The organism is Spinactinospora alkalitolerans, from assembly GCF_013408795.1.
GTDB classification, from domain to species: Bacteria; Actinomycetota; Actinomycetes; order Streptosporangiales; family Streptosporangiaceae; genus Spinactinospora; species Spinactinospora alkalitolerans.
In genome coordinates, this window is sequence record NZ_JACCCC010000001.1 from 2,386,496 (window position 1) to 2,412,419 (window position 25,924).

At 73.8% G+C, this 25,924-nt stretch carries 21 protein-coding genes and 1 pseudogene; 15 read left to right on the top strand and 7 right to left on the bottom strand.

The window, feature by feature from the left end; translation table 11 throughout:
• The first annotated feature begins 4 nt into the window (after positions 1 to 4).
• Both HDA32_RS10470 and HDA32_RS10475 read left to right on the top strand, forming a co-directional pair.
• Entirely contained in the window at positions 5 to 847 is an 843-nt protein-coding gene (locus tag HDA32_RS10470) for an SAM-dependent methyltransferase (protein ID WP_246334287.1), read from the top strand.
• 304 nt (positions 848 to 1,151) lie between these two features.
• The gene (locus HDA32_RS10475; RefSeq protein ID WP_179643007.1) at positions 1,152 to 3,212 is read left to right on the top strand and encodes a beta-galactosidase; all 2,061 of its coding nucleotides are present in this window, start codon (positions 1,152 to 1,154) and stop codon (positions 3,210 to 3,212) included.
• 297 nt (positions 3,213 to 3,509) lie between these two features.
• On the opposite strand, the gene HDA32_RS10480 is transcribed toward HDA32_RS10475, so the two are convergent.
• On the bottom strand, positions 3,510 to 5,333 hold the full coding sequence (locus tag HDA32_RS10480; RefSeq protein WP_312863126.1) for an alpha-galactosidase: 1,824 nt from the start codon (positions 5,331 to 5,333) through the stop codon (positions 3,510 to 3,512).
• A 692-nt stretch (positions 5,334 to 6,025) separates the two neighbouring features.
• On the opposite strand from HDA32_RS10480, the gene HDA32_RS10485 reads away from it, so the two are divergent.
• Positions 6,026 to 6,859: an SAM-dependent methyltransferase gene (locus tag HDA32_RS10485; protein WP_179643008.1), complete on the top strand. Its 834-nt coding sequence runs from the start codon at positions 6,026 to 6,028 to the stop codon at positions 6,857 to 6,859.
• 58 nt (positions 6,860 to 6,917) lie between these two features.
• On the opposite strand, the gene HDA32_RS30555 is transcribed toward HDA32_RS10485, so the two are convergent.
• Entirely contained in the window at positions 6,918 to 7,448 is a 531-nt protein-coding gene (locus HDA32_RS30555; RefSeq protein ID WP_246334289.1) for a hypothetical protein, read from the bottom strand.
• An 18-nt stretch (positions 7,449 to 7,466) separates the two neighbouring features.
• Between HDA32_RS30555 and HDA32_RS10495 the strand changes: the two genes are divergently transcribed.
• Positions 7,467 to 8,039: a TetR/AcrR family transcriptional regulator gene (locus HDA32_RS10495; protein ID WP_179643010.1), complete on the top strand. Its 573-nt coding sequence runs from the start codon at positions 7,467 to 7,469 to the stop codon at positions 8,037 to 8,039.
• A gap of 205 nt (positions 8,040 to 8,244) precedes the next feature.
• The gene (locus HDA32_RS10500; RefSeq protein WP_179643011.1) at positions 8,245 to 9,480 is read left to right on the top strand and encodes an MFS transporter; all 1,236 of its coding nucleotides are present in this window, start codon (positions 8,245 to 8,247) and stop codon (positions 9,478 to 9,480) included.
• A gap of 518 nt (positions 9,481 to 9,998) precedes the next feature.
• Here HDA32_RS10500 and dhaL read toward each other — a convergent pair.
• From dhaL to HDA32_RS10515, 3 genes are all read right to left on the bottom strand, one after another.
• Complete coding sequence (dhaL, locus tag HDA32_RS10505; protein ID WP_179643012.1) at positions 9,999 to 10,622, bottom strand: dihydroxyacetone kinase subunit DhaL; 624 nt, start codon at positions 10,620 to 10,622, stop codon at positions 9,999 to 10,001.
• 84 nt (positions 10,623 to 10,706) lie between these two features.
• The gene (dhaK, locus tag HDA32_RS10510) at positions 10,707 to 11,705 is read right to left on the bottom strand and encodes a dihydroxyacetone kinase subunit DhaK (RefSeq protein ID WP_179643013.1); all 999 of its coding nucleotides are present in this window, start codon (positions 11,703 to 11,705) and stop codon (positions 10,707 to 10,709) included.
• Positions 11,706 to 11,875: 170 nt separating this feature from the next.
• Positions 11,876 to 12,667 (bottom strand): IclR family transcriptional regulator, encoded by a 792-nt coding sequence (locus HDA32_RS10515; RefSeq protein ID WP_179643014.1) that lies wholly within the window; start codon positions 12,665 to 12,667, stop codon positions 11,876 to 11,878.
• A gap of 58 nt (positions 12,668 to 12,725) precedes the next feature.
• Between HDA32_RS10515 and dhaM the strand changes: the two genes are divergently transcribed.
• The 3 genes from dhaM (at position 12,726) to HDA32_RS10530 (ending at position 14,803) form a co-directional block, all read left to right on the top strand.
• The gene (gene dhaM / locus HDA32_RS10520) at positions 12,726 to 13,118 is read left to right on the top strand and encodes a dihydroxyacetone kinase phosphoryl donor subunit DhaM (RefSeq protein WP_179643015.1); all 393 of its coding nucleotides are present in this window, start codon (positions 12,726 to 12,728) and stop codon (positions 13,116 to 13,118) included.
• Positions 13,119 to 13,183: 65 nt separating this feature from the next.
• A complete protein-coding gene (locus HDA32_RS10525) occupies positions 13,184 to 14,173 on the top strand; it encodes a DUF2157 domain-containing protein (RefSeq protein WP_179643016.1) in 990 nt (329 codons plus the stop codon).
• 198 nt (positions 14,174 to 14,371) lie between these two features.
• Positions 14,372 to 14,803 carry a hypothetical protein gene (locus tag HDA32_RS10530; protein WP_179643017.1) on the top strand — a complete coding sequence of 144 codons (432 nt, stop codon included), beginning with the start codon at positions 14,372 to 14,374 and terminating at the stop codon, positions 14,801 to 14,803.
• Positions 14,804 to 14,908: 105 nt separating this feature from the next.
• On the opposite strand, the gene HDA32_RS10535 is transcribed toward HDA32_RS10530, so the two are convergent.
• On the bottom strand, positions 14,909 to 15,694 hold the full coding sequence (locus tag HDA32_RS10535) for a class I SAM-dependent methyltransferase (protein WP_179643018.1): 786 nt from the start codon (positions 15,692 to 15,694) through the stop codon (positions 14,909 to 14,911).
• A 354-nt stretch (positions 15,695 to 16,048) separates the two neighbouring features.
• Between HDA32_RS10535 and HDA32_RS32040 the strand changes: the two are divergent.
• Positions 16,049 to 16,519 (top strand): annotated as a pseudogene (locus HDA32_RS32040) (hypothetical protein); the annotation flags it as partial.
• A 177-nt stretch (positions 16,520 to 16,696) separates the two neighbouring features.
• On the opposite strand, the gene HDA32_RS10545 reads toward HDA32_RS32040, so the two are convergent.
• A complete protein-coding gene (locus HDA32_RS10545; protein WP_179646605.1) occupies positions 16,697 to 17,785 on the bottom strand; it encodes a serine/threonine-protein kinase in 1,089 nt (362 codons plus the stop codon).
• A 274-nt stretch (positions 17,786 to 18,059) separates the two neighbouring features.
• Here HDA32_RS10545 and HDA32_RS10550 point away from each other — a divergent pair, with 274 nt between their 5' ends.
• The 6 genes from HDA32_RS10550 (at position 18,060) to HDA32_RS10575 (ending at position 25,922) form a co-directional block, all read left to right on the top strand.
• On the top strand, positions 18,060 to 18,260 hold the full coding sequence (locus tag HDA32_RS10550) for a hypothetical protein (RefSeq protein ID WP_179643019.1): 201 nt from the start codon (positions 18,060 to 18,062) through the stop codon (positions 18,258 to 18,260).
• Positions 18,261 to 18,524: 264 nt separating this feature from the next.
• The gene (locus tag HDA32_RS10555; protein ID WP_312863127.1) at positions 18,525 to 19,850 is read left to right on the top strand and encodes an MFS transporter; all 1,326 of its coding nucleotides are present in this window, start codon (positions 18,525 to 18,527) and stop codon (positions 19,848 to 19,850) included.
• 125 nt (positions 19,851 to 19,975) lie between these two features.
• Positions 19,976 to 20,914 (top strand): universal stress protein, encoded by a 939-nt coding sequence (locus HDA32_RS10560; RefSeq protein WP_179643021.1) that lies wholly within the window; start codon positions 19,976 to 19,978, stop codon positions 20,912 to 20,914.
• Between the two features lie 142 nt (positions 20,915 to 21,056).
• A complete protein-coding gene (locus HDA32_RS10565; RefSeq protein WP_179643022.1) occupies positions 21,057 to 23,015 on the top strand; it encodes an aconitate hydratase in 1,959 nt (652 codons plus the stop codon).
• A 724-nt stretch (positions 23,016 to 23,739) separates the two neighbouring features.
• A complete protein-coding gene (locus HDA32_RS10570; RefSeq protein WP_179643023.1) occupies positions 23,740 to 24,747 on the top strand; it encodes a 2-keto-3-deoxygluconate permease in 1,008 nt (335 codons plus the stop codon).
• Positions 24,744 to 25,922, top strand: a complete 1,179-nt coding sequence (locus HDA32_RS10575; RefSeq protein WP_312863128.1) for a four-carbon acid sugar kinase family protein — start codon at positions 24,744 to 24,746, stop codon at positions 25,920 to 25,922. The genes HDA32_RS10570 and HDA32_RS10575 overlap by 4 nt, the downstream gene beginning before the upstream one ends.
• Positions 25,923 to 25,924 lie beyond the last annotated feature (2 nt).

Genomic DNA, 25,924 nt, shown 5'->3' on the forward strand with positions numbered 1-25,924 from the left:
GGGCATGGGTGCGATGACACCGGACTGGATGCGGCGCACCGGTGCGGCGCGGCCCGGCTGGCAGCCGCCGGCGGTCGATCTGCAAAAGCCCAGCCCGGCCCGCATGTACGACTATTACCTGGGCGGAAAGGACAATTTCCAGGTCGACCGCGACGCGGTCCGGGAAATCCTCGCCGACGTGCCGGAATTGTTCCAGACCGCGCAGGAGAACCGTTCCTTCCTGCGCCGGGCGGTGCGCCTGCTCGCCGAATCCGGAATTCGGCAGTTCGTCGACGTCGGGGCCGGCCTGCCGACCCAGGGCAACGTGCACGAGATCGCCCAGGGCGTCCGGCCCGACGCCCGCGTCGTCTACGTCGACAACGATCCCATCGTCCTCGCCCACGCCCGCGCGCTGCTCGCCGACAACGGAGGCACCAGCGTGGTCCGCGCCGATGCGCGCGATCCCGACGCCGTCATCGGCCAGGTCCGCGACGAGGGCCTGATCGACCTGTCCCGGCCCGTCGCCGTGCTCTTCGTCGCCGTGCTGCACTTCGTCTCCGACGAGGAGGACCCCGCCTCGATCGTCCGGCGGTTCCGTTCGGTCATGGCCCCCGGCAGCCACCTGGTGATCGCCCACGGCACCCGCAGCGCGGGCGACAGGGCCGTGGACACGATGACCCAGACCTACAACCGCGCCACCGCACCGGTCCACCTGCGCGATCCCGAGGAGATCCGCGGCTTCTTCGACGGGTTCGACCTGCTGCCTCCGGGAGCCTGCCACCTCCCCTGGTGGCGCCCCGACCCCGCCGGCGTCCCGGCCGACGCCACCCGCTGGCACTACGGCGGCGTCGCCCGCCTGGCCGACTGACTCCGACCGGCTGCTCCCGGCCTCAATCGGATCCGCCTCGAGGGCGGTCGGGGCCGGACCCGCACGCATCGGAGTTGAACACTTCGACCGCTCCTGACTGCTGTTGGTGAAACCGGCTCCGATCACCGTATTGGAAAGCCCTTACCTAGTGAATAGGATCAGCATTGAGCTTGATCCGATCAATTTCGGTATACAACAGTGCTGTTCGCTCGTCCGTGCGCCCCACGGACCGGACCGGCGGGACGGCCGAGCGACCACGACGCCACCCCGGCCCCCGGGCCGCCGACACTCCCACGGAGCGCGCATGACCGGCCGCCACGACCGCATCCGCAGCCTGCACCGCCGCCTGGGCGGGATCGGGTTCGGCGGCGACTACAACCCCGAGCAGTGGCCCGAGGAGGTCTGGGCCGAGGACGCGCGGCTGATGAAGGAGGCCGGCGTCAACCTGGCCACGGTCGGCGTCTTCTCCTGGGCCGGGGTCGAGCCGCGGCCGGGGGAGTTCGACTTCGGCTGGTTCGACCGGGTCATGGACCTCCTCGCCGAGAACGACGTGGCCGCCGACCTCGCCACCATGACGGCCTCGCCCCCGCCCTGGCTGGCCCGGACCCACCCCGAGACGCTGCCGGTGACCGCCGACGGCACGCGCCTGTGGCCGGGTGGGCGGCAGCACTACTGCCCCAGCAGCCCCGTCTACCGCGACCGCGCCGTGCGCCTGGCCGAGCAGGTGGCGACCCGCTACGCCGGGCATCCGGCGCTGGCCATGTGGCATGTCGGCAACGAGTACGGCTGCCACGTCCCCGCCTGCTACTGCGACGTCTCCGCCGCCGACTTCCGGCGCTGGCTGCGCGAGCGCCACGGCGACATCGACGCGCTCAACGACGCCTGGTCCACCGGCTTCTGGTCGCAGGGCTACGCCGACTTCGAGGAGGTCCAGCCGCCGCGCACCGCACCGACCTTCCCCAACCCGGCCCAGCAGTTGGACTACGCCCGCTTCACCGACGCCGCGCTGCGCGCCTGCTACCTCGCCGAACTGGAGGTGCTGCGCCGCGTCACGCCCGACGTGCCGGTCACGACCAACCTCGTCGCCGCGCACAAGGAGGTCGACGCGTTCACCTGGGCGCCGCACATGGACGTCGTCTCGCTGGACAACTACCCCGACCCCCTCGATGCGGCCCCCGAGGCCCGGTCGGCGCTCGTCTTCGACATCACCCGCGGCGCCGGGGCCGGTGAGCCGTGGCTGCTGATGGAGCAGGCGCCCAGCGCGGTGAACTGGCGGCGGCACAACGCGCCCAAGCGCCCGGGGCAGATGCGGCTGTGGAGCTGGCAGGCCGTCGCGCAGGGCGCCGACGCGGTGCTGTACTTCCAATGGCGCGCCTCCCGCGGCGGAGCCGAGAAGTACCATTCGGCCATGGTGCCGCACGCAGGACCCGACACCCGCGTGTTCAAGGAGGTCAGCGCCCTCGGGGCCGAGCTGGCCCGGGTCCCCGGCGTGCTCGGCGCGCGCAGCGGCAACGACGTGGCGCTGCTCCTGGACTGGAACAGCTGGTGGGCGCTCGAGTTGGACTCCCACCCCGCCGAGCTGGACCAGATCGACGAGGCGCTCGCCTACCACACCCCGCTGCTGCGGGCCGGGATCGGCGTCGACGTCGTCCCGCCCGACCGCGACCTGTCGGGGTACCGGCTGGTGGTCGCCCCCTGCCTGCACCTCCTCGACGAGGCGACCGGGGCGCGCATCGCCGACCACGTCCGCGGCGGAGGGCATCTCGTGGTGTCCTACTTCAGCGGGATCGTCGACGGCGACGACCGGGTGCACCTGGGCGGCTACGGCGGCCCGCTGCGCCCGGTCCTGGGGACGCGCACGACCGAGTTCTGGCCGCTGGGGCCAGGGGAGCGCGTCGAGCTGAGCGGTGATCCGGCCGGTGGCACGGACAGCGGCGGGGCGCCGGGTTCGGCCACGCTGTGGTCGGAGGAGGTCCTGCCGGAGGGCGCCGAACCGGTCGCGCGGTTCGCCTCCGGCGACCTCGCCGGCGGCCCGGCCGTCACCCGCCACCGCTTCGGCGACGGCGTCGCCACCTACGTCGCCACCCGGCCCGACCCCCTCTGGCTGCGCGCCCTGCTGGAGCGGGCCGCCCGCGACGCCGGGGCCGAACCGGTGCTGGCCGACCTGCCCGAGGGCGTCCAGGCCACCCGCAGGCACGGAGCCGAGGAGACGTTCACCTTCCTGCTCAACCACACCGGGCAGGACCGGGCGGTGGCGCTGCCCGAGCCGATGACCGACCTCCTGGCCGACGCGGCGGCGACGACGCAGGTCACGCTGCCCCCGAGAGGCGTGGCCGTCCTGGTCCCCGAGCACTGGGATCGCTGATGGGGGTTGGAAGGTTGTGGTCGCAGTCTTCCATTCCCCCTGGTGACCTGGGAAGGCTGCCGTCAGCGCGCCGGCGGTGGCGGTACGAAAGGTCGCGCTGTATCCGTCCGCGCCGGTCGCCCGCCACAGGCGGCCGGGACCTCGGTCAGCGGCGATCCACGCCTTTTCGCGTCGCCGGACGCTGCGCGCTGACAACAGCCCCACCAGGCCCGCAGGAACACAGCAGGACCTGGAGACAATCCCGGCCCTTCCCCGTCAACGATCTGAGACCGGATGCGGCGCGGGGTCTCTCCCGGGTCAGTCGACGGCCCGCACGCGCAGCAGGAACGCCTGTTCGGGGGCGAGCAGGGGGACCGGCACCCCTGCCGAGGCCAGGACCGCGCCGGGCAGCGTGACGGAACCCTCCGTCACCCAGGCCGGGTCGCGCCGCTCCGGCCCGGCCGGTCGGCCCGTGGGGTCGACGGCGCTCACCCGGTAGCGCCGGGAGCCGTCGAGCCCGGGCAGCCGGGCCGGCGCCGGCAGCACGTCATCGGGCGCGGCCGTCCGGGCGTAGCAGAAGACGGCCTCGGAGCGGTCCGCGGCCACGACGCCGTGCAGCAGCACCGAGGGGTCGATGTGGTCGGCGCGGACCACGTCGCCGCTGTGCAGCAGTCCGCGCAGCTCCTTGTACACCGACACGGCCCCGGCCAGCTCCGAGAGCTCCCGCTCGTCCAGCCGGGAGACGTCCCATTCGATGCCGAAGTGCCCGAACAGCGCCGTCGCGGCCCGGAAGCCCAACCCGTGCACCCGGCCCGTGGTGTGCGCCGGGGCGGCCCCGATGTGGGAGCCGACGAGCTCCGGCGGCAGCAGCAGACCGGTCCACAACTGGATGGACTGCCGTTCGAGGGCGTCGATGCAGTCGCTGGCCCACACCCGGTCGGTGCGCTCCAGGATCTCCAGGTCGATCCGGCCGCCCCCGGAGGAGCAGCTCTCGATCTCCACGCCGGGGTGGCGGGCCCGCAGCTCGTCCATGAGCCGGTACAGCGCGGCCGTCTGGGCGTGCACGCCCGGGCGCCCTTCGTGTCCGGCCTCGATCAGGTCGCGGTTGTGGTCCCACTTCAGGTAGCCGATCTCGTACTCCTCCAGCAGGGAGTCGAGGCGTTCCAGGATGTGGGCGTAGGCTTCGGGGTTGGCCAGGTCGAGCACCTGCTGGTTGCGCCACGACGGCGGCAGCGCGTCGGCCGTGCGCCGCAGCACCCAGTCGGGGTGGGCGCGGTAGAGGTCGGAGTCGGGGTTGACCATCTCCGGCTCGACCCACAGCCCGAACTCCATGCCCAGCCCGCGCACGTGGGAGATGAGCGGTTCGAGCCCATTCGGCCACACCGTCTCGTCCACGTACCAGTCGCCCAGCCCCGCGCTGTCGTCGCGCCGGTGCCGGAACCACCCGTCGTCCAGCACGAACCGTTCGGCCCCGATCCGCGCGCCCCTGTCGGCCAGCTCACGCAGCCGGTCCAGGTCGTGGTCGAAGTAGACCGCCTCCCAGGTGTTGATCACCACCGGGCGGGGGCGGTCGGCCCCCGGGTGGTGGGGGCGCGAACGCAGCCGGCCGTGGAAGGCCGAGCTGACGCCGTCCAGCCCGCGGCCGCTGTAGGCGGCGTAGAGCCACGGCGTCGCGTACTCCTCGCCGGAGTCCAGCACGATCTCGCCGGGGAGCAGCAGCTCGCCGCCGCCCAGCAGCGCGGTGCCCTCGGCCATGCGCTCGGCGTAGCTGACGTGGTTGCCGCTCCAGGCGACGTGCAGTCCCCACACCTCGCCGTGGCCGAACCCGAACCCCTCGGTGCCGGCGAACAGCCCCAGCGGGGCGTCGTGCCCGGTGCGGCCGCGCCGGACCTCGCGGACCCACGCGCCCGTGCCCAGGGGGCGGCGCTGCGGCCGGCGCTCCTTGGCCCAGCGGCCGGCGAGGTCGAGCAGTTCGCGTGCGTGGCCGGGCACCGGCAGTGCCGCGTGCAGGCCGTCGACCACGTAGGGCCCGATCCCGGTGTTGCGCAGCCGGTGCCGCATCCGCAGCAGCCCGGAGTCGGCGAGCTCGACCTCGCCGGTGAGGGCCAGCCCGGCCTCGACGTCGACCGCCTCGAACGCCACCGACCGCGGTCCGGGCCGGGCACGCCGGTCAGGGTGAACGCCGGCGCCCAGTCCGCGCCCAGCCGGTGCCCGCTGAGCCCCGCGCGCCCGGCGTAGCCGGTGCCCGGTTCGGGCAGCAGCCCGATCCGGATCGGGGCATCGGGGGCGTTGCCGGCGGGCATGGCGGGGCGCAGGGCGTCGGCCATCGCCGCCAGGTCGGCCGCGTCCGGTCCGCCCAGCGGAGCGCCCCAGTGCACGACGAGGGGCAGTCCGGGGCCGCGGGCGTCGAGCACGGCGCTCACGTCGTCGCTGTGCAGGTGGATGATGTCGGAAGGGTTCATGCGGTCGGGTATCCCAGCCTCTGTCGCCGCGGTCGACGTGATTGAACGATTCTGACCAACTCGGCTCATATTCGATCGATAGTCGTGATTCTGTCAAGGTAAGCTCGGGGACCCCGCCGACCGGCTCGGCGCCGAAGCCGTCATTGGCGCTCCGATGGCGACGGCCGTGCCGCGACGACCTGGCGCTTGTCGACTGCTGTCCGATTCCGACCCGTAATGACCGGGAAGGGCGGAGCGATCTCCGCCGTCCCCGGACGGGAACGGCGCCGACGCGGGCGGTCCCGCCGGGTTTCCCGATGTTTTCCGGTACTTCCCCGCGGTGGGGCCCGGGGTCCGTAGGATGCGGGAAAACCGCATAGGACGGAGCCCCCGATGACCGACTTCCCCCGGATACACGCCTCCCCTCAGTCCACGCCGCCGGAGATCGACATGGCCAGGCCCTCCGTGGCGCGCTCCTACGACGCGATGATGGGCGGCAAGGACAACTTCGAGGTGGACCGGGACCTGGCCGCGCAGGTGCGCGAACTCGTCCCGGAGATGCCGCTGGTCTGCAAGGACAACCGCGAGTTCCTGATCAGGGCCACCCGCTACTTCTCGCGGCTCGGCATCGACCAGTTCCTCGACATCGGCAGCGGACTGCCCACGATGGAGAACACCCACCAGGCCGCCCAGCGGATGAACTCCCGGGCCCGAGTGGTCTACGTCGACAACGACCCCATCGTGCTCGCGCACGGCCGCGCGCTGCTGGAGGAGAACGACCAGACCGCCGTGGTGGTCGCCGACATGCGCGACCCCGACGCGGTCTTCGGCGACGAGACGACCCGCAGGCTGCTCCGGCTCGACCGGCCGGTCGGCCTGCTGCTGATCAGCATCGTCCACCACCTCGACGACGCCGACGACCCCCACGGCCTGGTCCGGACCTACCTGGACCGGCTGCCCTCGGGCAGCCACATGGCCGTCTCCCACTTCCACAACCCCGGCGGGGAGTTCGACGAGCAGGCCCGGCGCACCGAGGAGATCTGCCTCACGGGCCTGGGATCGGGCCGGTTCCGCAGCCGCGAGGAGATCACCGCCCTGTTCGACGGCACCGAACTGGTCGAGCCGGGGGTCGGCTTCCTGCCCCACTGGTGGCCCGACGGCCCTCCGCCGCAGCAGCTGCGCGGCGACCAGCACCTGCTGCTGTGCGGAGTCTCCCGCAAGCCCTGACATCGGGACCCGGCGCGGCCGACGCCCACGCCGACCTCGACGGTGCGCACATGGTGGACTACGCGCAGTGGAAGAGCGAGGAGGCCTTCCGGGCGGTGCTCGCCGACCCGGCCTGCCATGAGCACATGTCCGCCGCCGACCGGATGGCCGAGGCGCAGCCCTCACTCCACACCGCGGAGTCCAGGCGGGCCAGACGGCTGTTGACGTTGCCCCGGATGCGGTCGACGTGCAGGTCGGGGCGGTACTTCAACAGTTGGGCCCTGCGGCGGACCGCGCCGGTGCCGCTGGAGGTGCCCGGCGGCACCTCGTCCAGCGACCGATAGGGGGAGTCCTCGCGGAACACCGCCACGTCGCGCACGTCCCCGACCGGTACCGCGACGCCTGGCTGCGCGGTTACCGCCGTGTCATGGGCTTCGGCTACCTCGCCCTGGGCGTGCCGGACTCCTCCGTCCGATCCTGAAGTCGTCGGTGAGTCACCTCTTGCGGGTTCTGCGGTTGCCCCTCGGCCGATTGGCGCAGTCCGGCCGCACGGCCATTCCGATTCGGCGTCGCCGAGGGGCCGGGCCAGGTATTGAACCAAGCGTTCCAAAACGTGTACGGTTCCACCATGGCCCGACCGAAGAAGTTCGACGAGGAGCGGGCGGTCGACGCGGCGATGCGCGCGTTCCGGGCCGTCGGCTACGAGGCGACGTCGACCCAGGACCTGTGCGACGCCACCGGCCTGGGGCGCAGCAGCATCTACAACACCTTCAAGAGCAAGCGCGACCTGTTCGACAAGGCGCTGCGGCACTACATGGAGACCGCCACCGGACGGCAGATCGAGCTGCTGGAAGGCGACGGGCCCGTTCGGGAGAAGGTCCGCGTCCTGCTGGAGCAGGTGATCGACGACGAATGCGGCGACCGGCTCGGCTGCCTGGTGGTCAACACCGGCGTCGAACTGGCCGAACGCGACCGGGAGATCGCGCGCCTGCTCGAGCGCGACTACGGCCGCCGGGTCGAGGCCCTGCGGACGGCCATCGAGGCCGGGCGGATGCGCGGCGAGATCGGCGCGGACAAGAACGCCGGCGTCCTCGCGCACTTCGTGACCGCGACGGTCAGCGGCATGCGCGTCGCCGCCCGCACCGGTGCCGATCGCAGCGCGCTGGAGGGGATTGCCGGCACCGTGCTCGACGCGTTCTGACTGGTGTTTGACGACCGGGTCCGCGCAGGGGGGCTGCCGCAGTGTGCGTAGCGCCGGCGGCATAGCGGGTTCGAGCCCTGGAAATCCCACCCCTGTCCCATGAACGCAGTCGTCAAAGCTCAGTGAGGCGCCGCAGCCTCCTCTTTTTTATGCCCTTGTTTTGAACTGATCGATCCAAAACTTCTGCGAAACGGAGCTGACCACCATGCCCCTGGCTGTCTACGTGCTGGGACTCGGGATCTTCTCGATGACCACGAGCGAATTCATGGTGTCGGGGCTGATGCCCTCACTCTCGGCCGAGTTCGGGGTGTCGGTGGCGGCCGTCGGCTACCTCATCTCCGCCTACGCGGCCGCGATGGTCGTCGGCGGCCCCGTTCTCACGGTCGGACTGCTGCGGATCCCCCCGAAGGGGGCGCTGCTGATCCTGGTGGGGGTCTTCCTCGCCGGGCAGACCCTCGGGGCGCTGGCCCCGGACTACGAGGTCATGATGGCCGCGCGGATCATCACCGGCGTCGCGGCATCGGCGACCTTCGGGGTGTCGCTCGCCATCTGCGCGCAGATCACCGGCCCCGCGCAACGCGGCCGGGCGGCCTCGGTCGTGCTCGGCGGGCTGATGGTGGGCACGGTCCTCGGCCTTCCCGCGGCCACCCTGATCGACCAGCACTTCGGCTGGCGTGCCAGCTTCTGGGCGGTCGATGCGTTGACGCTGGCGACCGGGCTGGCCGTGCTGCTGGTCATTCCGCGGTCCTTGCGCGGGGAGGCACAGAGCCTGCGCACCGAACTCACGGCCTTCGCCAACGGGCGGCTGTGGGCGGCCTACGCCACCAGCGCGCTGATCATCGGCGCGGTGTTCGCCGTGTTCAGCTACTTCACGCCGATCTTCACCGAGGTCAGCGGCTTCGCCCCGGCCACGGTCCCGCTGCTCCTCGCCGGCTACGGCGCGGCTACCGTCGTCGGCAACGCCGTCGTCGGCAGGCTCGCCGACCGCCACGCCGTGCCCGTGCTGGCCGCCGGGCTCGCCACCGTGACGGCGGCGCTCGCCGTCTTCGGCCTGTTCGCGCACGACCCGACCGTCACGGTCGCCGCCGTCGCCCTGCTCGGCCTGGCGGGCGTGTCCATGACCCCCGCCATGACGGCCCGGGTGATGCGGGCGGGCAACGACCGTCCCCTGGTCAACACGGTGCACACCTCGGTCATCAGCGCCGGGCTCGTCGCGGGGTCCTGGATCGGCGGCCTGGGCATCGAGTCGGGGTACGGCCTCACCTCGCCGATATGGGTCGGCGCCGCCCTGGCCGCAGCGGGCCTGGTCACCCTCCTCCCGGTCCTGCGGAGGGAACGGTCGGCCCGGCCGTCCGGATCGGCCCGGCCGTCCGGAGCGGCCCGGCCGTCCGGAGCGGTCCGGCCGGCGCATCCGGCCGACGACCTGGCCGCGCGCCGCTGACGGCGACGCGCGCCCGCCCGGTCACGTGCCCTCCATCGCCTTTCGACAATCGACAGTGGATCTGGTAATCATTTCCAGGTAGTCGATTCCCTCGCGGTGCGGTCGGTCGGCCTCCGCGATCGGGAGGACCCGGTGGACCGTTCGCGGCGGTAACGCCCGCGGCCTTCCCCTCCAGGGCGCCCTCCCCCTCCCCCTCTGCGGGGGAGGGCGCCGTCCCGGCCGCCGCCGACGGCGCGCCTCGGCGATCCGCCGCGCGGCCCTCCGGATTGTCATCGGTGGGCAATAGCGTCGGTTGCGTGGTGAGGGCGGCGCACCGGCGCACGCCCGCCACGGCATCGGTCCGCAGGGTGTCCCGGACACCCAGGACCACCATGGGTACGCCGCCGCGGAGGACGGCCGCGGCGGCGCACCCGTCGGATTCCGGTCCGGCGACCGCACGGCCGAGGTCGGCGGTTTCGCGTGGTGGCCGCACGGCCCCGTGAAGCCACCGGCCGGGCATCCTCCGGAACCCCGCTCCGTCAGTGGGCGGTCACGTCGGCCAGGGCGTGGAAGATCAGGGCGGTGGAGGCCGCGCCGGGGTCCTGGTGGCCGATGCTGCGGGCGCCGAGGTAGGAGGCGCGGCCCTTGCGAGCCTGCAGCGGGGTGGTGGCCTCCAGTCCCTCGGCGGCCGCTTCGGCGGCGGCCCGCGCCGCGGCGGCGAGGTCGCCGCCGGCCTCCACGGCGGCGCGGAAGGCGTCCAGCGCCGGGGAGAAGGCGTCGACCATGGTCTTGTCGCCCACCTGGGCGGCCCCCAGCCCGCGCACCCCGTCAAGACCGGCGGCGAGCGCGTCGGCCACCTCGCCGGCATCGGCCTCGGGGCCGGTGAGCCGCTTGCCCGCGGTGCGAAAGACCGTCCCGTAGAGCGGACCGGACGCGCCACCCACGCGGGAGATCAGCGTCGTCCCGGTCTTGACCAGAACGTCGCCGACGGTGGCCGCCTCGTGGCCGTCCAGCGCCTGCAGCACGGCGGAGAACCCGCGGTGCATGTTGTTGCCGTGGTCGGCGTCGCCGATCGCCGAGTCCAGCCGGGTGAGGCGCTCCTTGTCGCCCTCGATGGCCGAGGCGATGGCCCGGACCCAGGCTCGGGCGAGCTCGATGTCCATCCGCTTCTCCGTTCTCCCGCCGGTCCCGAGGCCGCGGGGCCGGAACCGGCGGTACCGATGACGTCGGGATCGGTGGGAAGCCGTTCAGACTCCCCAGCGCAGGGCCGGCGTGTGCACGGGGGCGTCCCACAGGGCCAGGAAGGGCTCCTCGGCCTTGCAGACGGTGATCGAGCACCCGGCCATGTCCAGGCTGGTCACGTAGTCGCCGACGAGGTTGCGGGCGATGCCGACCCCCTTCTCGGCGAAGATCGAGGCGAGTTCGCCGTAGACGAGGTAGAGCTCGCTCAGCGGGGTGCCGCCCATCCCGTTGACCATCACGATGGCCTCGTCGCCGGAGGCCAGGTCGTGGTCGTCCAGGATGGCCCCGACCGCGTCGGCCACGATCTCGCGGGCGGGCCGCAGCTTCTCCCTGCTGCGGCCGGGCTCGCCGTGGATGCCCACTCCCACCTCGATCTCGTCCTCGGGCAGGTCGAAGCCCGGCTCGCCGGAGCCGGGCGTGGTGCAGGCGGTCAGCGCCACGGCGAAGGACCGCGAGGCCGCGTTGACCCGGCGCCCCAGTTCCGCCACCGCGGCGAGGTCGTCGCCCCGCGCGGCGGCGGCCCCGGCGATCTTCTCGACGAAGACGGTCGCCCCCGTGCCGCGCCGCCCCGCCGTGAACGTGGAGTCCTGGACGGCGACGTCGTCGTTGACCAGCACCGTCTCGACCGCGATGCCCTCGTCGCCGGCGAGTTCGGCGGCCATCTGGAAGTTCATCACGTCACCGGTGTAGTTCTTCACCACGAAGACCACCCCGGCGCCGCCGTCGACCGCCTTGGCCGCGGCGAGCATCTGGTCGGGCACCGGCGAGGTGAACACCTCGCCCGGGCAGGCCGCGTCGAGCATCCCCGCCCCGACGAAGCCGGCGTGCAGCGGTTCGTGCCCCGACCCGCCGCCCGAGACCAGGGCCACCTTGTTCTCCGTGGCGCCCCGGGCGCGCGTGACCGTCCGGGCCTCCAGGTCCACCCGCAGGTCGGGGTGTGCCGCGGCGAGCCCGGCGAGGGCGTCGGGCAGGAAGGAATCGGCGGTGTTGAGGAACTTCTTCACGGCTGGGCTCCTCCAGCGGCCTCGGCGGACGGGACATGCGGCGCAAACCCGAGGTGTTCGTCAATGATGAACGGTGTATCGGACAGTAAGTGTGCCCCGGGTCACTGTCAAGGACGGCGGGGCCGCGCCCCGGGGCCTCCAGGGCCTTCCATGCCCGACTGCGCGGGACCTCATGCCCGATCCCACCCGTCCCGCCCGCCGTAGCCCGTCCCGCGGGGGGCGCCCAGGTCGCGGGAGAGGTTGCGGGCGGTCTCGCGCACCGCGACGGCGTTGTCCTCCGCCGCCGGCTCGGCCAGGACCCGCTCGACCGGGCCCACGACGCCGATGGCCCCCGCGACCTCGCCGGAGCCGTCGAACACCGGCGCGGCGATCCCGGCGTCGCCCAGCGCCGACTCCTGGTCCTCCACGGCGTAGCCCCGGCGCGCCACCTCGCGCAGTTGCTCCGCCAGGACCGCGGGGTCGGTGATGCTGGATCCGGTCAGCACCGGCGGCTCCTCGGCCAGCAGCTCCCTGCGGCGCGGGCCGGGCAGGAACGCCGCGATCGCCTTGCCCAGCGCGCACGTGCTCCACGGCAGCGTGGCGCCGACCTCCAGGATCTGCACCGCGCCGTCGGGGCGGAAGGCGTGGTGGACGACGAGGACCCGGTTCTCGGCCGGAACCGCCACCCAGACGGCCTCGTTGGCGCGGGCGGCCAGCGCGTCGGCCCACGTCAGCGACCGCGTCCGCAGTTCCTGGCGCTCCAGGTAGGCGTTGCCCAGCTGCAGCAGGCCCGGGCCGGGGCGGTACCTGCCGGACCCGCGGTCGCGCATCACGAGCCCCTCCGCCTCCAGCGTCCGCAGCAGCGCGTGCGCGGTCGGCTTGGCGATCCCGAGCCGCCGCGCCAGCTCCGTCACCCCCAGGCCCGGCCCTTCGGCGGCCAGCTCGCGCAGCATCAGGACCGCGCGGCGCACCGACTGCACCATGGGGAGTCCCCGCTTTCGCTATTGCTGAACAGCGTTCCGGTATCTAACCTAAGTGTTCATGAGCACGTCTGTCGGCATCGTACTCGTGTCCCACAGCGACCGGCTCGCCGCCGGCCTGCGCGACCTCCTCGCCCAACTCGGCTCCGACGCCGTACCGCTGGTCGCCGCGGGCGGCACCGACGACGGGGGCATCGGCACCAGCTACGACCTGATCGCGTCGGCCGTCGAGCAGGCCGACCGGGGCGGCGGCGTCATCGTCCTGCCCGACATCGGCAGCTCCGTACTCACCTCGCGCGCGGTCCTGGAGGACCATCCCCGCTCCGACGTCGTCCTCGTCGACGCGCCCTTCGTGGAGGGCGCGGTCGCCGCGGCCGTCACCGCAGCGGGCGGAGCCGACCTGGGCGCCGTCGTCGCCGCCGCCGAGGAGGCCCGCGGGGCCGCCAAGTTCTGATCCGCCTACTACCATCCTCGGCAGCAGCCGGTGCACGGACCGTTCGATGATTCAGGTGAGTGGCCATGGCGGGGGACGCGGGTCCGGACGATGCCCGTGAGGAGGCGCTGCGCGGACTCGTCGAGCAGGGCGTGCTCTCGGGGGCCCAGGCGGCCGCGGTCCGCGAGGCCCTGGACGCCGCGGAGCCGGAGCGGTCCGGCGTGCGCTGGATCGAGGTCGTGGGCTACCTCGGCGGCGGGCTGGTGCTGGCCGGCGCCGTCGTCCTGGTCGGCGCCTCCTGGGACGAGCTGACCCGCACGCTCAAGGTGGTGCTGCTGGCGGCCGTCACCGCGGCCGCGATCGCCGCGGGCGTGCTGACCGCCGGCGGGGTGCGCGACGTCGCCGGGAGCCGCCGGCACCGGGTCCCGGCCGTCCGGCGCAGGATCGCCGGAGCGCTGTTCGCCCTCGCCGCCGCGACCGCGGCGTTCGCCGTCGGCGTCGCCCTCGACGACCACACCGTCCTGGCCTCCGCGGCGACCGGTCTACTCGTGGCCGCCCTCGGCTACGCCGCACTGCCCACCGTTCTCGGCCTGCTGACCTGCGCGGTGCTGAGCGTGATCGCGGTACTGGCCGCTGTCGAGAAGATCCCGGACGAGCCCGAACCGGCCTGGGCGCTGGCGCTCATCGCACTCGGACTGGTCTGGGGCGCGCTCGCGGTCGCGGGCCTGCTCGCCCCCAGGGCGCTCGGGCTCGGGGCGGGGGCGACGATCGCGCTCCTCGGGGCGCAGCAGCCGTTCTACGGCGGGGGAGTGGACGTGGCGTGGGGCTACACGCTGACGCTGGCGGTGGCCGTCGGCTGCCTCGTCCTCTACCAGCGGGAGCGCGCATGGGTGCTGCTGGTGGCCGGGGTCGCGGGGGTCACGCTGGCCGTGCCGGAGGCGGTCTGGGACTGGACCGACGGCGCCATCGGCGGCGCCGCGGCGCTGCTCCTCGCCGGTGCGATCCTCATCCTCGCCAGCGGCATCGGCGTGCGGGCCCATCGCAGACGGAGCCCGGAGGCTCCTCGCCGGTCTTGAGGCCGGGCACCTCGTTCCGGCGGCGGTTTTTCAGGGTGCCGCCCCACTCCGTGAGAAACCCGCTTCGACATCGGCGCAGCTCCCGGTGTCCGCTGTGGGACAGCGCGTCAACCCTCGGCGGGGTGGGGCGTCCTACCGGGTAGAGGGCTCAACGACCGTGGCACCGGCCAGGTCCCTTCGCGATCCCGGGAGGATCCCATGCCGATCGGCTCTTCCACCCGACGGCGTTCCGCGCGCCTCGCGCTCGCCGCAGCCGCCGCGGCGGCCACGCTGACCGCCGTCGCGTCCACGGCCGCCGCGGCCGACGACGCGCCCGCCGAGGAGCGGCAGCACATCGCGACCACCACGCTGGGCCAGGACCTGAAGGTCACGCTGACGGCGGTCAGGGCAGGGGAGTACGAGGCCGACGTCGTGCTGACCGCCCACCGCTTCACCGACGGCCGGTGGCAGACGGTCGACCGCGCCGCCGTGGGCGACACGTGGTTCTGGTACCCGCTCACCGGGCGGGGAGCGGTCTGCGAACTGGCGGTCGGGAACCGGCCCGGCGAGCAGCCGACGGTCGACGTCAGCCTCCTGCAGTCGCCGTCCCTGGGCTGCTCGCAGACCTACCGCATCGTCGTCGACGGGTGACGGCCCCGGTCGGCGCGGCGGGTCGGGGCCGCGCCGACCCCGCGCGGTGCGGAGCCGGACCGGCGTCACCGGCGGCCGCCGCGCATGAAGCCGGTGAACTCCTCCTCAGCGCGGCTCGGCCGCCACGTGCGCCCAGGTCTGGGTGAAGAAGAGCGCGCCGTCGACCAGGTGCGGGCGCAGGCCGGTGGCGGGGCCGCCGTCGAGTTCGGCGCCGAGCTCCCGCTCGATCCGCGCGGCGGCGTCGGCGGGGGTGCGGGCCTGTTCGAGCCATTGGCGCAGCGGGCGGGAGACGTCGAAGACGTCCGTGCGCCGCACGGCCGCGCCGGCCGCCTCCAGCAGTTCGGCGATCCCCTCCGCCGTCGGCATCGACCCGTGGGAGGGGTCGCGCAGCCGCTCCATGCGGTCGGCGTCGCCCGGCGCCGCGGGGTCGGTCACCATGTCGGCCACGACGACGCGGCCCCCGGGACGGCACACCCGCACCAGTTCGGCCGTGACGCCGGCGGGGGAGACCACGTGGTGCAGCGAGAAGCGCGACACCACCAGGGAGAAGGAGTCGTCCAGGTGGGGCAGGGCCGCGGCGTCGCCGCGCTCGAAGACCACGTTGGCGATGCCCTCGGCGTCGGCGCGCTCCTTGCCGACCGCCAGCATCTCCGGGGTGCTGTCCAGTGCGTTCACGTGCCGGGTGCGCGCGGCGAGCGCGCGGGCGACCAGCCCGGTTCCGCACGCGGCGTCCAGGCACACGTCGGCGGCGCCGGGTCGGGCGAAGTCGACGAGGCGCTCCAGGTGCACGGTGAACGCGGAGTTCAGCCGCCGGTCCTCGAACGTGCCCGCCTGACGGCCGAACTCCCGCAGGACGGCCGCGCGCCGCGCGGCCGCATCCGTGGACGACACCTGTCCGCCTCCCTCGATGACGACGTTTGATCCGCAACGCTACTAAAGCGGGATCGCCGCGGCGATCGGGGGTGGTGGTGCGAGGTCGTCGATGGAATGTGAAGCTGAACCTTTAACGTGAGTTTCAACCTCGACCACCGGGGGTCGCGAACCTCAGCCGAAGGTGGGATCCGCGGTGGTTGGGCGATGGTGCCCTCCGTCCCCGGCCTCAGGGGGTCGAGGTGGAGGGGACCCACCCGCACGCCCACTCCATCCCGGGGCCGAGGTTAAACCTCAGGTTCAACAAAAGGGCCGCCGATAACGGGGAATTCATGGGATTTCCGATTTCTTTACTCATCGGCTCCTTCCAGCGCCATGATCCCGTGCAGCGCCATCGCGCCGCCCGGCCCCAGATGGCGACCGCGTGCGGCACGGGTACGGCGGGGCCGCGGACGAGGGCGCCGGCGAGGCCGCCCCCGGCGCGGCCGTATCCGAGGAGGCCCCGGACGGCGGCGGACAGGTGGCGCTGAGCGTGTCGGACTGGACCCCGATCAGCGACGTGGTGACCGACAGCGAGGGCTGCACGCTCTACCGGTTCGGCCAGGACTCCGCCGGCCCCCGGCCTCGGTCTGCGAAGGCGAGTGCGCCGAGCAGTGGCCGCCGGCCGTGGGCGAGGAGGAGGTCTCGACCGAGGGGATCGACCAGGGACTCGTCGACCGGATCGAACGGCCCGACGGCACGTGGCAGATCACGCTCGGAGGGTGGCCGCTGTACCGCTACGTCGGCGACGTGGTGCCCGGCGACGTGGTGCCCGGCGACGTCAACGGCCAGGGCTCGGGCGGCACCTGGTTCGCCGCGGCGTGGCCACCGCGCACCCGCGGACGCCGCGTCATCGCGTCCGCGGGTGCGCGGCGTCGTAATGGGCGCGGGCGGCCTCGACCTCGAGGCGGTGCTCGCGGGATGAGCCGGGACCGGTCGCGGGGCGCCGGCCGGACGGGGCCGCTGAGCGGCGGCCCTGCGGGGTCACTCCGGTCGGCGCGGGCCGAACGGCACCGGCAGGCGGCTGCGCCGGGGCGGCTTGGGCAGCCGGGCCGAGACCCGGGTCCATTCGCGGTCGAGGAGGGCGCGGACGCGCTGCCGGTCGGTCCCCGCCGGTGCGCCGTCCGGGCCCCGCCCGCCGCCCGGTGCCAGCGCCAGGGCCCGGCGCAGCAGCTCGGCGGATTCGGGGCGGTCGCCGGGGCTCTTGGCCATCGCGGCCAGCACCAGCTCCTCCAGTCCCGGCGGCAGCCCCGCGAGGTCCGGCTCCTCGTGCAGCACGCGCCGGGCCAGCACCTTGGGGTGGCCGTGGCCGAACGGGTCGTGCCGTGCGGCGGCGAAGGCCACCAGCGCGCCCCAGAGGAAGACGTCGGAGCGCCTGGTCGCGTGCGCGCCCCGGTACTGCTCCGGGCTGATCCAGCCGGGCGTGCCCACCCGGTCGCCGCCGGGTGCGCCGGACGCGATCGGCGCACCGGTCCGGTAGGGCGGCGACGGCGGGTGGGGGATCCGCAGTTCGCTGACCCGGCGGCGCATCCGGCGCAGGCGCAGCCACAGGGTCGGGTCCTCGTGGGCGTATGCGATGCCGAAGTCGAGCACCTTCGGTGCGCCGGGGGCCAGGATGACGTTGCCGGGCTTGAGGTCGCGGTGGACGATGCCCACCGCGTGGACCGCGCGCAGCGCCTCGGCCGCGCCGACGGCCAGGCCCAGCAGCATGCCGCCGCGCAGCGCCCCGTACCGCTCGACGTGGTGGCGCAGCGTCGGCCCCGGTACGTACTCGGTGGCCAGCCAGGGCAGCGTGGCCTCCACGTCGGCGTGGACGAACCGGGGGACGCAGGGGCTGTCGACGCGGGCCATCAGCCTGGCCTCGCGGGCGAAGCGCCTGCGGAACTCCGGGTCGGCCGCGTGCGCGCCGTGGATCACCTTGATCGCCAGGTAACCGCTCAGGCCGTCGGCGCTGCCGGCGTAGACGGTGCCCATGCCGCCCGAACCGACCCGGCCGACCAGCCGGTAGGGCCCCACCGTCGCGGGGTCCTCGGGACGCAGCCGCTGCAGCCGCCGGCTGCCCCGCGCGATCACCGCGCGCTCCCGGAACCGGCCGGAGGCCCGGCGTGCGCGCACCGGAGCGGCGCCGCGGCCGCGGCGCCTGCGAGGGGTCCGGGGGACCGTGCTTCCTTCGCTGCCACGTCACCGTCCCGAGTGTGAGAGGCCGATCGCCAGGGCGATGGAGCGCGCCGATGCCGAGCAGCGTACCGGCGAACCGCGGGATGAGCGCGGAAACCGCCCGGGGGAGCGGTTTGCCCCGCGAGCGCCGCGGGTAGCGGCAGCCGCAGCCAGCGGAGGGAGGACGGCGATGCACGAGGGCGATGAGGACTCCGACCGGCGCCCATTGGCCGACCGCAGGCCGCAGGAGCAGGTCGAGGAGAACCCCACGGGCGCCGCTGACATCGCGGATGAGGACGCGCCGTCACCGACGGACCCGCCCAACCAGTGGAAGGACAAGAACAAACTCGAAGGCGACGAGGACATCGACGAACCCCCGACCCGCGCGTAGGAGCAGGCGAGGGCGAGCGGGGATCACGGTCGCCGGGGGGACTCCGGCGGGGGTGGACCGCCCGGATCACCGGACGGCCTCCATTCACCGCTGCGGTCCTGGCGATCCGGGTGTTCCGCCCCCATCAGCAGCACGACCGAGCCAACGGCGACGCACACCCGTTGCGATCGCCTGAGACCACCGGCACCCTCCATGGCCTGATTCTTGCGGAGCATGGCCTTCCGGCCACTCGTCGGAGGGTGGTGCGCGGCGCACAATGATCCGGTGACACAGACATTCTCCGATTCCGCGGACCGGCGTCCCCCCGCGAATCCGCCGAACCGCTTCCCCCGCGTCCACCGCGCCTGGTGGGTCGCTGCCGTGGCGTTCGTCGCGCTCGTCGGCGCAGCGGCGTTCCGGGCCGCCCCGAGCGTGATGATCGAGCCGCTGCACGAGGAGTTCGGCTGGTCGCACGGCACCATCTCGGCCGCGGTCTCGGTCAACATCGTCCTGTACGGGCTGACGTCGCCGTTCGCGGCGGCCCTGATGGACCGGTTCGGCATGCGCCGGGTCGTCTCGGCCGCGCTGCTGCTGGTCGCGGCGGGCAGCGGGCTGACGGTCCTCATGGAGACGAGCTGGCAGCTCGTGCTGTGCTGGGGCGTGCTGGTCGGCCTGGGCACCGGGTCGATGGCCATGGCGTTCGTGGCGACCGTGACCAGCCGGTGGTTCGTCAAGCGGCGCGGCCTGGTCACCGGCGTCCTCACGGCCGGGACGGCGACAGGGCAGCTGCTCTTCCTGCCGCTGCTCGCCGTGCTCATCGACCACCACGGCTGGCGCACGGCGTCGCTGACGGTCGCGTTCACGGCGCTGGCCGTCGTGCCGCTGGTGGCGTGGCTGCTGCGCGACCGGCCGGAGGACGTCGGCACCACGGCCTACGGCGCCGAGGGCCCGGCCGCCCCGGTCCCCGCGCAGACCGGGGCCGCGCTGCGCACGCTGAGGGTGCTGTTCGCCGCCGCGCGCACCCGCCCCTTCTGGCTGCTGGCCGGGACGTTCGCGATCTGCGGCGCCTCGACCAACGGCCTCGTCGGCACGCACTTCGTCCCGGCGGCCCACGACCACGGCATGCCGATCACGGCCGCGGCGTCCCTGCTCGCCGTGATCGGCGTCTTCGACCTGATCGGTACGGTCGCCTCCGGCTGGCTGACCGACCGCTTCGACTCGCGCGCGCTGCTCGGCGTCTACTACGCGCTGCGCGGGCTCTCGCTGATGCTGCTGCCGTTCCTGTTCGCCGACCAGGTGCAGCCGCCGATGCTGTTCTTCATCGTCTTCTACGGCCTGGACTGGGTGGCGACCGTGCCGCCGACCATCGCGCTGTGCCGCGAGCACTTCGGCGAGGACGGCCCCATCGTCTTCGGCTGGGTGCTGGCCGCACACCAGGTCGGCGCCGGCGCGGTGGCGCTCCTGGCCGGGCTCGTCCGCGACCACTCCGGCGGCTACGACCTCGCCTGGTACGGAGCGGGCGCCCTGTGCGCGGTGGCCGCAGCGATGTCCCTGGCCATCCGCCGCAGGAGCAGGCCCGCCGCCCCGGTCGCCGGCGCTTCCGAGCGGTAGGCCGGGCGGGCGCCCGCGTGTCCGCTTCCGGACGCGACGCCGACGGGACGCGTCCGTCTGCGACAACAGGACCCCGGGCGGGGTACCTCTAAGGAGGCAGCGGCGTCGGACGGAGGGAGCCGAGGATGACACCGGAGAACGCCGAACCGCGCGGACCCCGCGAGATCGTCGCCGGGGTGGACGGATCGGGACCGGCCTGGGCCGCCCTGGAGTGGGCCGCGGCGGCCGCCGCGGGCAGGGGAGCGGCGCTGCGGATCGTCTACGCCTTGAGCATGCCTCTGGTCAGGGAGCCCTTCGGCAAGGCCATCCGCATGGCCCCCACCCCGGAAGTGGCCGAGAGGGGCGGCGCGTTCCTGGCCGCGGCCGCCGAGCGGGTCGGCCGGGCCCACCCGAGGCTGCCGGTCCAGACGCAGGTCTCGGCGCGCGAGCCGGCTCCGGCCCTGCTCGCCGCGGCGGAGCACGCCGAGCTCGCCGTCGTGGGCTCTCGAGGGCTGGGCGGTCTGGGGTCGACCTTCTTCGGGTCGGTGAGCCTGCGCGTCGCAGCCCACGCGGCGTGCCCCGTCGTGGTGATCCCGCCCGAGAAGAAGGGGGGCGCGCGCGGGGACCGGCGCGACGTCGTGGTGGGGGTGGACGGCTCCCCGGCCTCGGCGGCGGCGCTGCGGTGCGCGCTGCGGGAGGCGGCGCGCATCGGAGCCGACCTCGTCGCCGTGCACGTCCTGCGGGCACCCGAGCCGCCCGGTCCGCTGGCGCCGGACGCGGACGCGGAGTCGGACCGGGACCGCCGGACCAACGCGGAGCGGGTCGAAGGCTACGTCCACGACTTCGTCGCCCGGGAACGTCCCCCGGGCAGCGGGGGCGTCGACGTGCGGGTCGCGGTGATGGAGGGCCACGCCGCCCAGGCGCTGCTGGAGCAGAGCGAAGGGGCCGCCCTGCTGGTCGTCGGATCCCGCGGCCACGGCGGCTTCCTCGGCCTGCTGCTGGGCTCGGTGAGCCGAGCGGTGCTGCACCACTCGGCGGTCCCGGTGATGGTGGTGCGCTCCGGGAGCGAGCCCCCGCCGTCCTGACGGGGCGGCACCCCGGCAGGACCCGCGCCGCCCGCGGGGCCGCGCTCCTCGCCCCGCGGCCATATTCGGCGCCGATTTCGGTTTGCCGCCCGCGTCCCCGGTCAGCTTCGAGAGAAAGGCGGGAAAGGGGAGAAGGAGCGAGATGGGACGCGGCGTCGCACACAAGCTGATCGAGTCGCACCTGGTCGAAGGCGAGATGGTGCCCGGAGAGGTGATCGGGATCGGCATCGACCAGACCCTGACCCAGGACGCCACCGGGACCCTGGTGATGCAGGAGTTGGAGGCGCTGGGCCTGGACCGGGCGAGGACCGAGCTCAGCGCGCAGTACGTGGACCACAACCTGCTCCAGGCCGACGAGAAGAACGCCGAGGACCACGCGTTCCTGCACTCGGCGGCGCGTCGCTACGGGCTGTGGTTCTCCAAGCCGGGCAACGGCGTTTCCCACCCGACCCACATGCAGCGCTTCGGCGTCCCCGGCAAGACGATGGCCGGCTCCGACTCCCACACCTGCGCCGCGGGGTCGCTGGGCATGCTGGCGATCGGCGTCGGCGGCCTGGAGGTGGCCATGGCCATCGCCGGCCGTCCGCTGCGGGTCCGGATGCCCGAGATCTGGGGCGTCAGGCTCACCGGTGAGCTGCCCGCGTGGACCTCGGCCAAGGACGTGATCCTGGAGATGCTGCGGCGGCACGGCGTCAAGGGCGGGCTGAACCGGATCGTCGAGTACCACGGTCCGGGAGTCGCCACGCTCACCGCGATGGACCGCCACGTCATCGCGAACATGGGCGCCGAACTGGGCGCCACGACCACGGTGTTCCCCGCCGACGGCGCGGTGCGCGACTTCCTGCGCGCCGAGGACCGCGAGGACGACTTCGTGGAGCTGCTCGCCGACCCCGACGCCGACTACGACGTCACCGACGAGATCGACCTGTCATCGGTGCAGCCGCTGATCGCGCGGCCGTCGTCGCCGGGCGACGTCGTGCCGGTGCGCGAGGTCGCGGGGACGGACGTGAGCCAGGTGGTCATCGGCTCGTCGGCCAACCCCGGGCTGCGGGACTACGCCATCGCGGCGGCCATGGTGAAGGGCCGCCAGACCGACAGCGCGGTCAGCTTCGACGTCAATCCGTCGTCGCGCCAGATCTTCTCCGACCTGACCCGGATGGGCGCGACCTTCGACCTCATCAACGCCGGAGCGCGGATCCACCAGGCCGGCTGCCTCGGCTGCATCGGGGTGGGGCAGGCGCCGGCGGTCGGCCGCAACTCGCTGCGCACCTTCCCGCGCAACTTCCCCGGCCGCTCCGGGACCAAGGAGGACTCGGTGTGGCTGTGCTCGCCGGAGACCGCGGCCGCCTCCGCGCTCACCGGCGTCATCACCGACCCCCGCGACCTGGCCGAGAAGCTCGGGATGGCCTATCCGAGGCTGGAGCTGCCCGAGCGCGCCAGCGTCAACACCGCGATGCTGGTTCCGCCGCTACCGCGCGAGGAGGCCGAGAGCGAGGAGCTCGTCAAGGGCCCCAACATCTCCGCGCTGCCGGACTTCCCGCCGCTGCCCGACCGGATCGAGGCGCCGGTCCTGCTCAAGGTCGGCGACGACGTCTCCACCGACGAGATCTCACCGGCCGGGGCCCGCGCGCTGCCGTTCCGCTCCAACGTCCCCAAGCTCGCCGAGTTCACCTTCACCCAGATCGACGAGGACTACCCGGAGCGGGCGCGCGAGACCGCCCGGGAGTCGGGGCACTTCGTGATCGGCGGGGACAACTACGGGCAGGGCTCCTCCCGCGAGCACGCGGCGATCACCCCCCGCTACCTCGGTCTGCACGCGGTGATCGCCAAGTCCTTCGCCAGGATCCACTGGCAGAACCTCGCCAACTTCGGCGTCCTGGCGCTGGAGTTCGCCGACCCGGCCGACTACGATCGCATCGATGCCGGCGACGTTCTCGTCCTGCGCGACCTGGCCGAAACCCTGCCCTCCGGCGCCGAGCTGACCGTGCGCAACGACACGAAGGGGGAGGAGTACCGGCTGCGCCACCGGCTCTCGCCGCCCCAGGTCGAGGCCGTGCTGGCCGGCGGCCAGATCCCCCTGCTGGCCAGGGAGCTGACCTGACCGCTACCGCCGGTGGGGGCGGGCAGGAGGAGTGGCATTCGCGGAGACGCGGTCCTGGCCGAGTACGTGACCGCGGCACACGTGTGACCCGGGGGAGCGGGTCAGGGCTGCTTCCGCTGTTCAGGCGGTGGCACGGACGAACCCATGCCGGACTCTGTCCGGATCAAGCCCGCTTCATGGAGTGACCGAACCGCCTTCCGTGATGCGGGCCACGCCGGACTCGGCTTCCGGTACAGCGGACGGGCCCGGCGAGCAACGCTCGCCGGGCCCGTTCACGTGTGCCGGGTGCGATGCGGCGGTCGCCTCTCGGCGCGTGGCGCAACGCGGCTCCGAGACCGTCCGGCCCTCCCGCGCCGGGCGCGGGTGCCGGTCCGCGGTATTCCGCGAAGGCGATGGGTGAGGCCCGGGGGACACTTGCTACCGCATCGACCCGCACCCCGCACAACCACATGGCGAGGGCCGATATTCCGCCGCGCCGGAGGGCGCTCCTGCGGCGCGGCGTCCCCGGCCGGAACGGCCGTCCGGCGGGCCGTGCGGGGCGGCCCTCGACGGATATCCCGCGGATCAGCGTGGATCAGGGCGGATCCGGTCGTGCCAACGGCGCCGTGTGACGTACGATACGACTTGTTCGTTTATTGTACGTACAGGCAGTACGTACCGTACGGTTTCCCAGTGTGGCGCGCGACGAGGACGAGCAGGGCTCGTCGCCCGGAGAGGAGTGGGCGTGTCCGATCCCGGAGGATCCGCGATCCCGATGTTCAAAGTGATGAACCGGCTGCCCGGCGGCCTGATGCTGGTGCCCCTGGTCCTGGGATCGCTCGTCGGCACCTTCGCGCCCGGCGCGCTGGAGATCGGCAGCTTCACCACGGCGCTGTTCAAGGACAGCGCGATGCCGCTGATCGCCCTGCTGATCTTCGCCACCGGCACCCAGGTGACCATGCGCACCGGGGGTCCGGTTCTGGCGACCACCGGCGTGGTGCTGCTCGGCAAGAGCGTCATCCCCGGACTGCTGATCATCGCGCTCGGAATGGTCGTCGGCCCCGAAGGGCTCCTCGGCGTCTCCATCCTCGCCCTGCTGGCCGCGGCCACCAACGCCAACGGCGGCCTGTGGCTGGCGATCACCGGGCAGTACGGCCGCGAGCGCGACCGCGGCGCCTACATCGCCGGAGCCGTCAACGACGGCCCGTTCTTCACCCTGCTGTTCATCGGCGCCTCCGGGCTCGGCCAGATCCCGTTCCTGGCGCTGCTCGCCGCCATCGTCCCCTTCATCCTCGGCGTCATCGTCGGCAACGTGGACGCCCAGTGGCGCGAAACCCTCAAGCCCGTCCCCAGCATCGTGATCCCCTTCTTCGCCTTCGCGCTGGGCACCGGGATCGACCTCGCCGACGTGGCCTCCGGCGGACTGACCGGCGTCGTCCTCGGCGTGCTGATCACCCCGATCACCGGCAGCCTGGTCTACCTGGGCTACCGGCTGCTGCTGCGCCGGGGCGCGGAGAGCCCCATCGGCTTCGCCGCGGGCACCACCTCGGGCAACGCGGTCGCCACCCCCGCCGTCGTCGCGGCGGCCGACCCCTCCTTCCAGGCCTACGCCGGGGCGGCGACCTCCCAGGTCGCGGCGTGCGTGCTGGTCAGCGCGCTCCTGGCGCCCCTCATGGTGTCCTGGCTGCTCAAGCGCAGCGGAACCGCGGCCACCGTCCGATCCGAGGAGCCGGAAGAGGAGGTGGCCCCGTGAGCCCCGCCATCGCCCTGATCGCCGACGACCTCACCGGTGCCGGCGACACCGCGGTCCAGTTCCTGCGGGCCGGCTGGTCGACCGAGCTGCGGCTCGCCGGCGGCGCCGACGTCAGCGCCGACGTGCTGGCCGTGAGCACCGACTCCCGGGCGCTGCCCGCCGAGGAGGCGGCCCGGGTGGTCGCCGAGCAGACCGCCGCGCTGCGTGCCGCCGGAGCCCGCCACCTGTACAAGAAGGTGGACTCCACGCTCCGCGGCCCGATCCGGGCCGAGATCGACGCGGCCCTGTCGGCGTGGGCGCCCGGCGCGACCGCGGTGGTCTGCCCGGCGTTCCCGCCGGCCGGGCGGACCGTGCGCGACGGCGTTCTGCTGGTCGACGGGGTGCCGGTGGCGCGGACCGGCATCGGCCGCGACCCGGTCGCCCCCGTCCGCGAGAGCCACCTGCCCACCCTCCTCGACGCCGCCCACGTGCGGCTCACCGGGGACGACCCCGCGGCCGGCGCCAAGGAGATCACCGCGGCCGGCCCGGTCGTGGTGGCCGACGCCGAGACCGACGAGGACCTGCGGCGGCTCGCCGAGGCCGTCGCCCGCGCGGGCCGCGGCGCGGTCCCGGTGGGCTCGGCCGGACTCGCGGGGCCCATGGCCGGCGCCTGGGCCGCGCAGCAGGACCCCGCCCCGGCCCTCGTCGTCGTGACCTCGCTGCACCATGCCACCCGCGCGCAGGCCGAAGCGCTCGCCCTGCGCCGCCCCGACGCGCTGCTGCGTCCCGACCCCGCGACCCTGCTCGACGCCGACGCGTGGGCGCGGTGGTCGGCCGCGGCCCATGAGCGGCTGGCCGCGGCCGAAGAGCTGCTCGTCCTGCTCGCGCCGGAGGACCGGGACGCCCGGCTCGCCCCGGAGCTGGTCGCCCGGCGGTTCGGCGCGCTCGCGGCCGACCTGGCGGGCGCGCACCGCATCGCCGGTCTCGTCGTGACCGGCGGCGACGGCGCGCGCGCCGTCGCAGACGCGCTGGCCGCCACCGGCATCGCGCTGGCCGGGGAGGTCGCCCCGGGAATCCCCATCGGCACCCTGGTCGGCGGGCCGCTGCACGGCCGGTTCCTGGTCACCAAGGCCGGCGGGTTCGGCGACACCGACGTACTCATCAGGGCCGCGACAGCGGTCCGCCAGAGGAGGTAGCA

Coding starts and splice junctions, on each gene's coding strand:
- HDA32_RS10470 (WP_246334287.1), top strand. CDS start 5: ATGGGTGCGATGACACCGGACTGGATGCGGCGCACCGGTGCGGCGCGG.
- HDA32_RS10475 (WP_179643007.1), top strand. CDS start 1,152: ATGACCGGCCGCCACGACCGCATCCGCAGCCTGCACCGCCGCCTGGGC.
- HDA32_RS10485 (WP_179643008.1), top strand. CDS start 6,026: ATGACCGACTTCCCCCGGATACACGCCTCCCCTCAGTCCACGCCGCCG.
- HDA32_RS10495 (WP_179643010.1), top strand. CDS start 7,467: ATGGCCCGACCGAAGAAGTTCGACGAGGAGCGGGCGGTCGACGCGGCG.
- HDA32_RS10500 (WP_179643011.1), top strand. CDS start 8,245: ATGCCCCTGGCTGTCTACGTGCTGGGACTCGGGATCTTCTCGATGACC.
- dhaL (WP_179643012.1), bottom strand. CDS start 10,622: ATGGACATCGAGCTCGCCCGAGCCTGGGTCCGGGCCATCGCCTCGGCC.
- HDA32_RS10515 (WP_179643014.1), bottom strand. CDS start 12,667: ATGGTGCAGTCGGTGCGCCGCGCGGTCCTGATGCTGCGCGAGCTGGCC.
- dhaM (WP_179643015.1), top strand. CDS start 12,726: ATGAGCACGTCTGTCGGCATCGTACTCGTGTCCCACAGCGACCGGCTC.
- HDA32_RS10525 (WP_179643016.1), top strand. CDS start 13,184: ATGGCGGGGGACGCGGGTCCGGACGATGCCCGTGAGGAGGCGCTGCGC.
- HDA32_RS10530 (WP_179643017.1), top strand. CDS start 14,372: ATGCCGATCGGCTCTTCCACCCGACGGCGTTCCGCGCGCCTCGCGCTC.
- HDA32_RS10550 (WP_179643019.1), top strand. CDS start 18,060: ATGCACGAGGGCGATGAGGACTCCGACCGGCGCCCATTGGCCGACCGC.
- HDA32_RS10560 (WP_179643021.1), top strand. CDS start 19,976: ATGACACCGGAGAACGCCGAACCGCGCGGACCCCGCGAGATCGTCGCC.
- HDA32_RS10565 (WP_179643022.1), top strand. CDS start 21,057: ATGGGACGCGGCGTCGCACACAAGCTGATCGAGTCGCACCTGGTCGAA.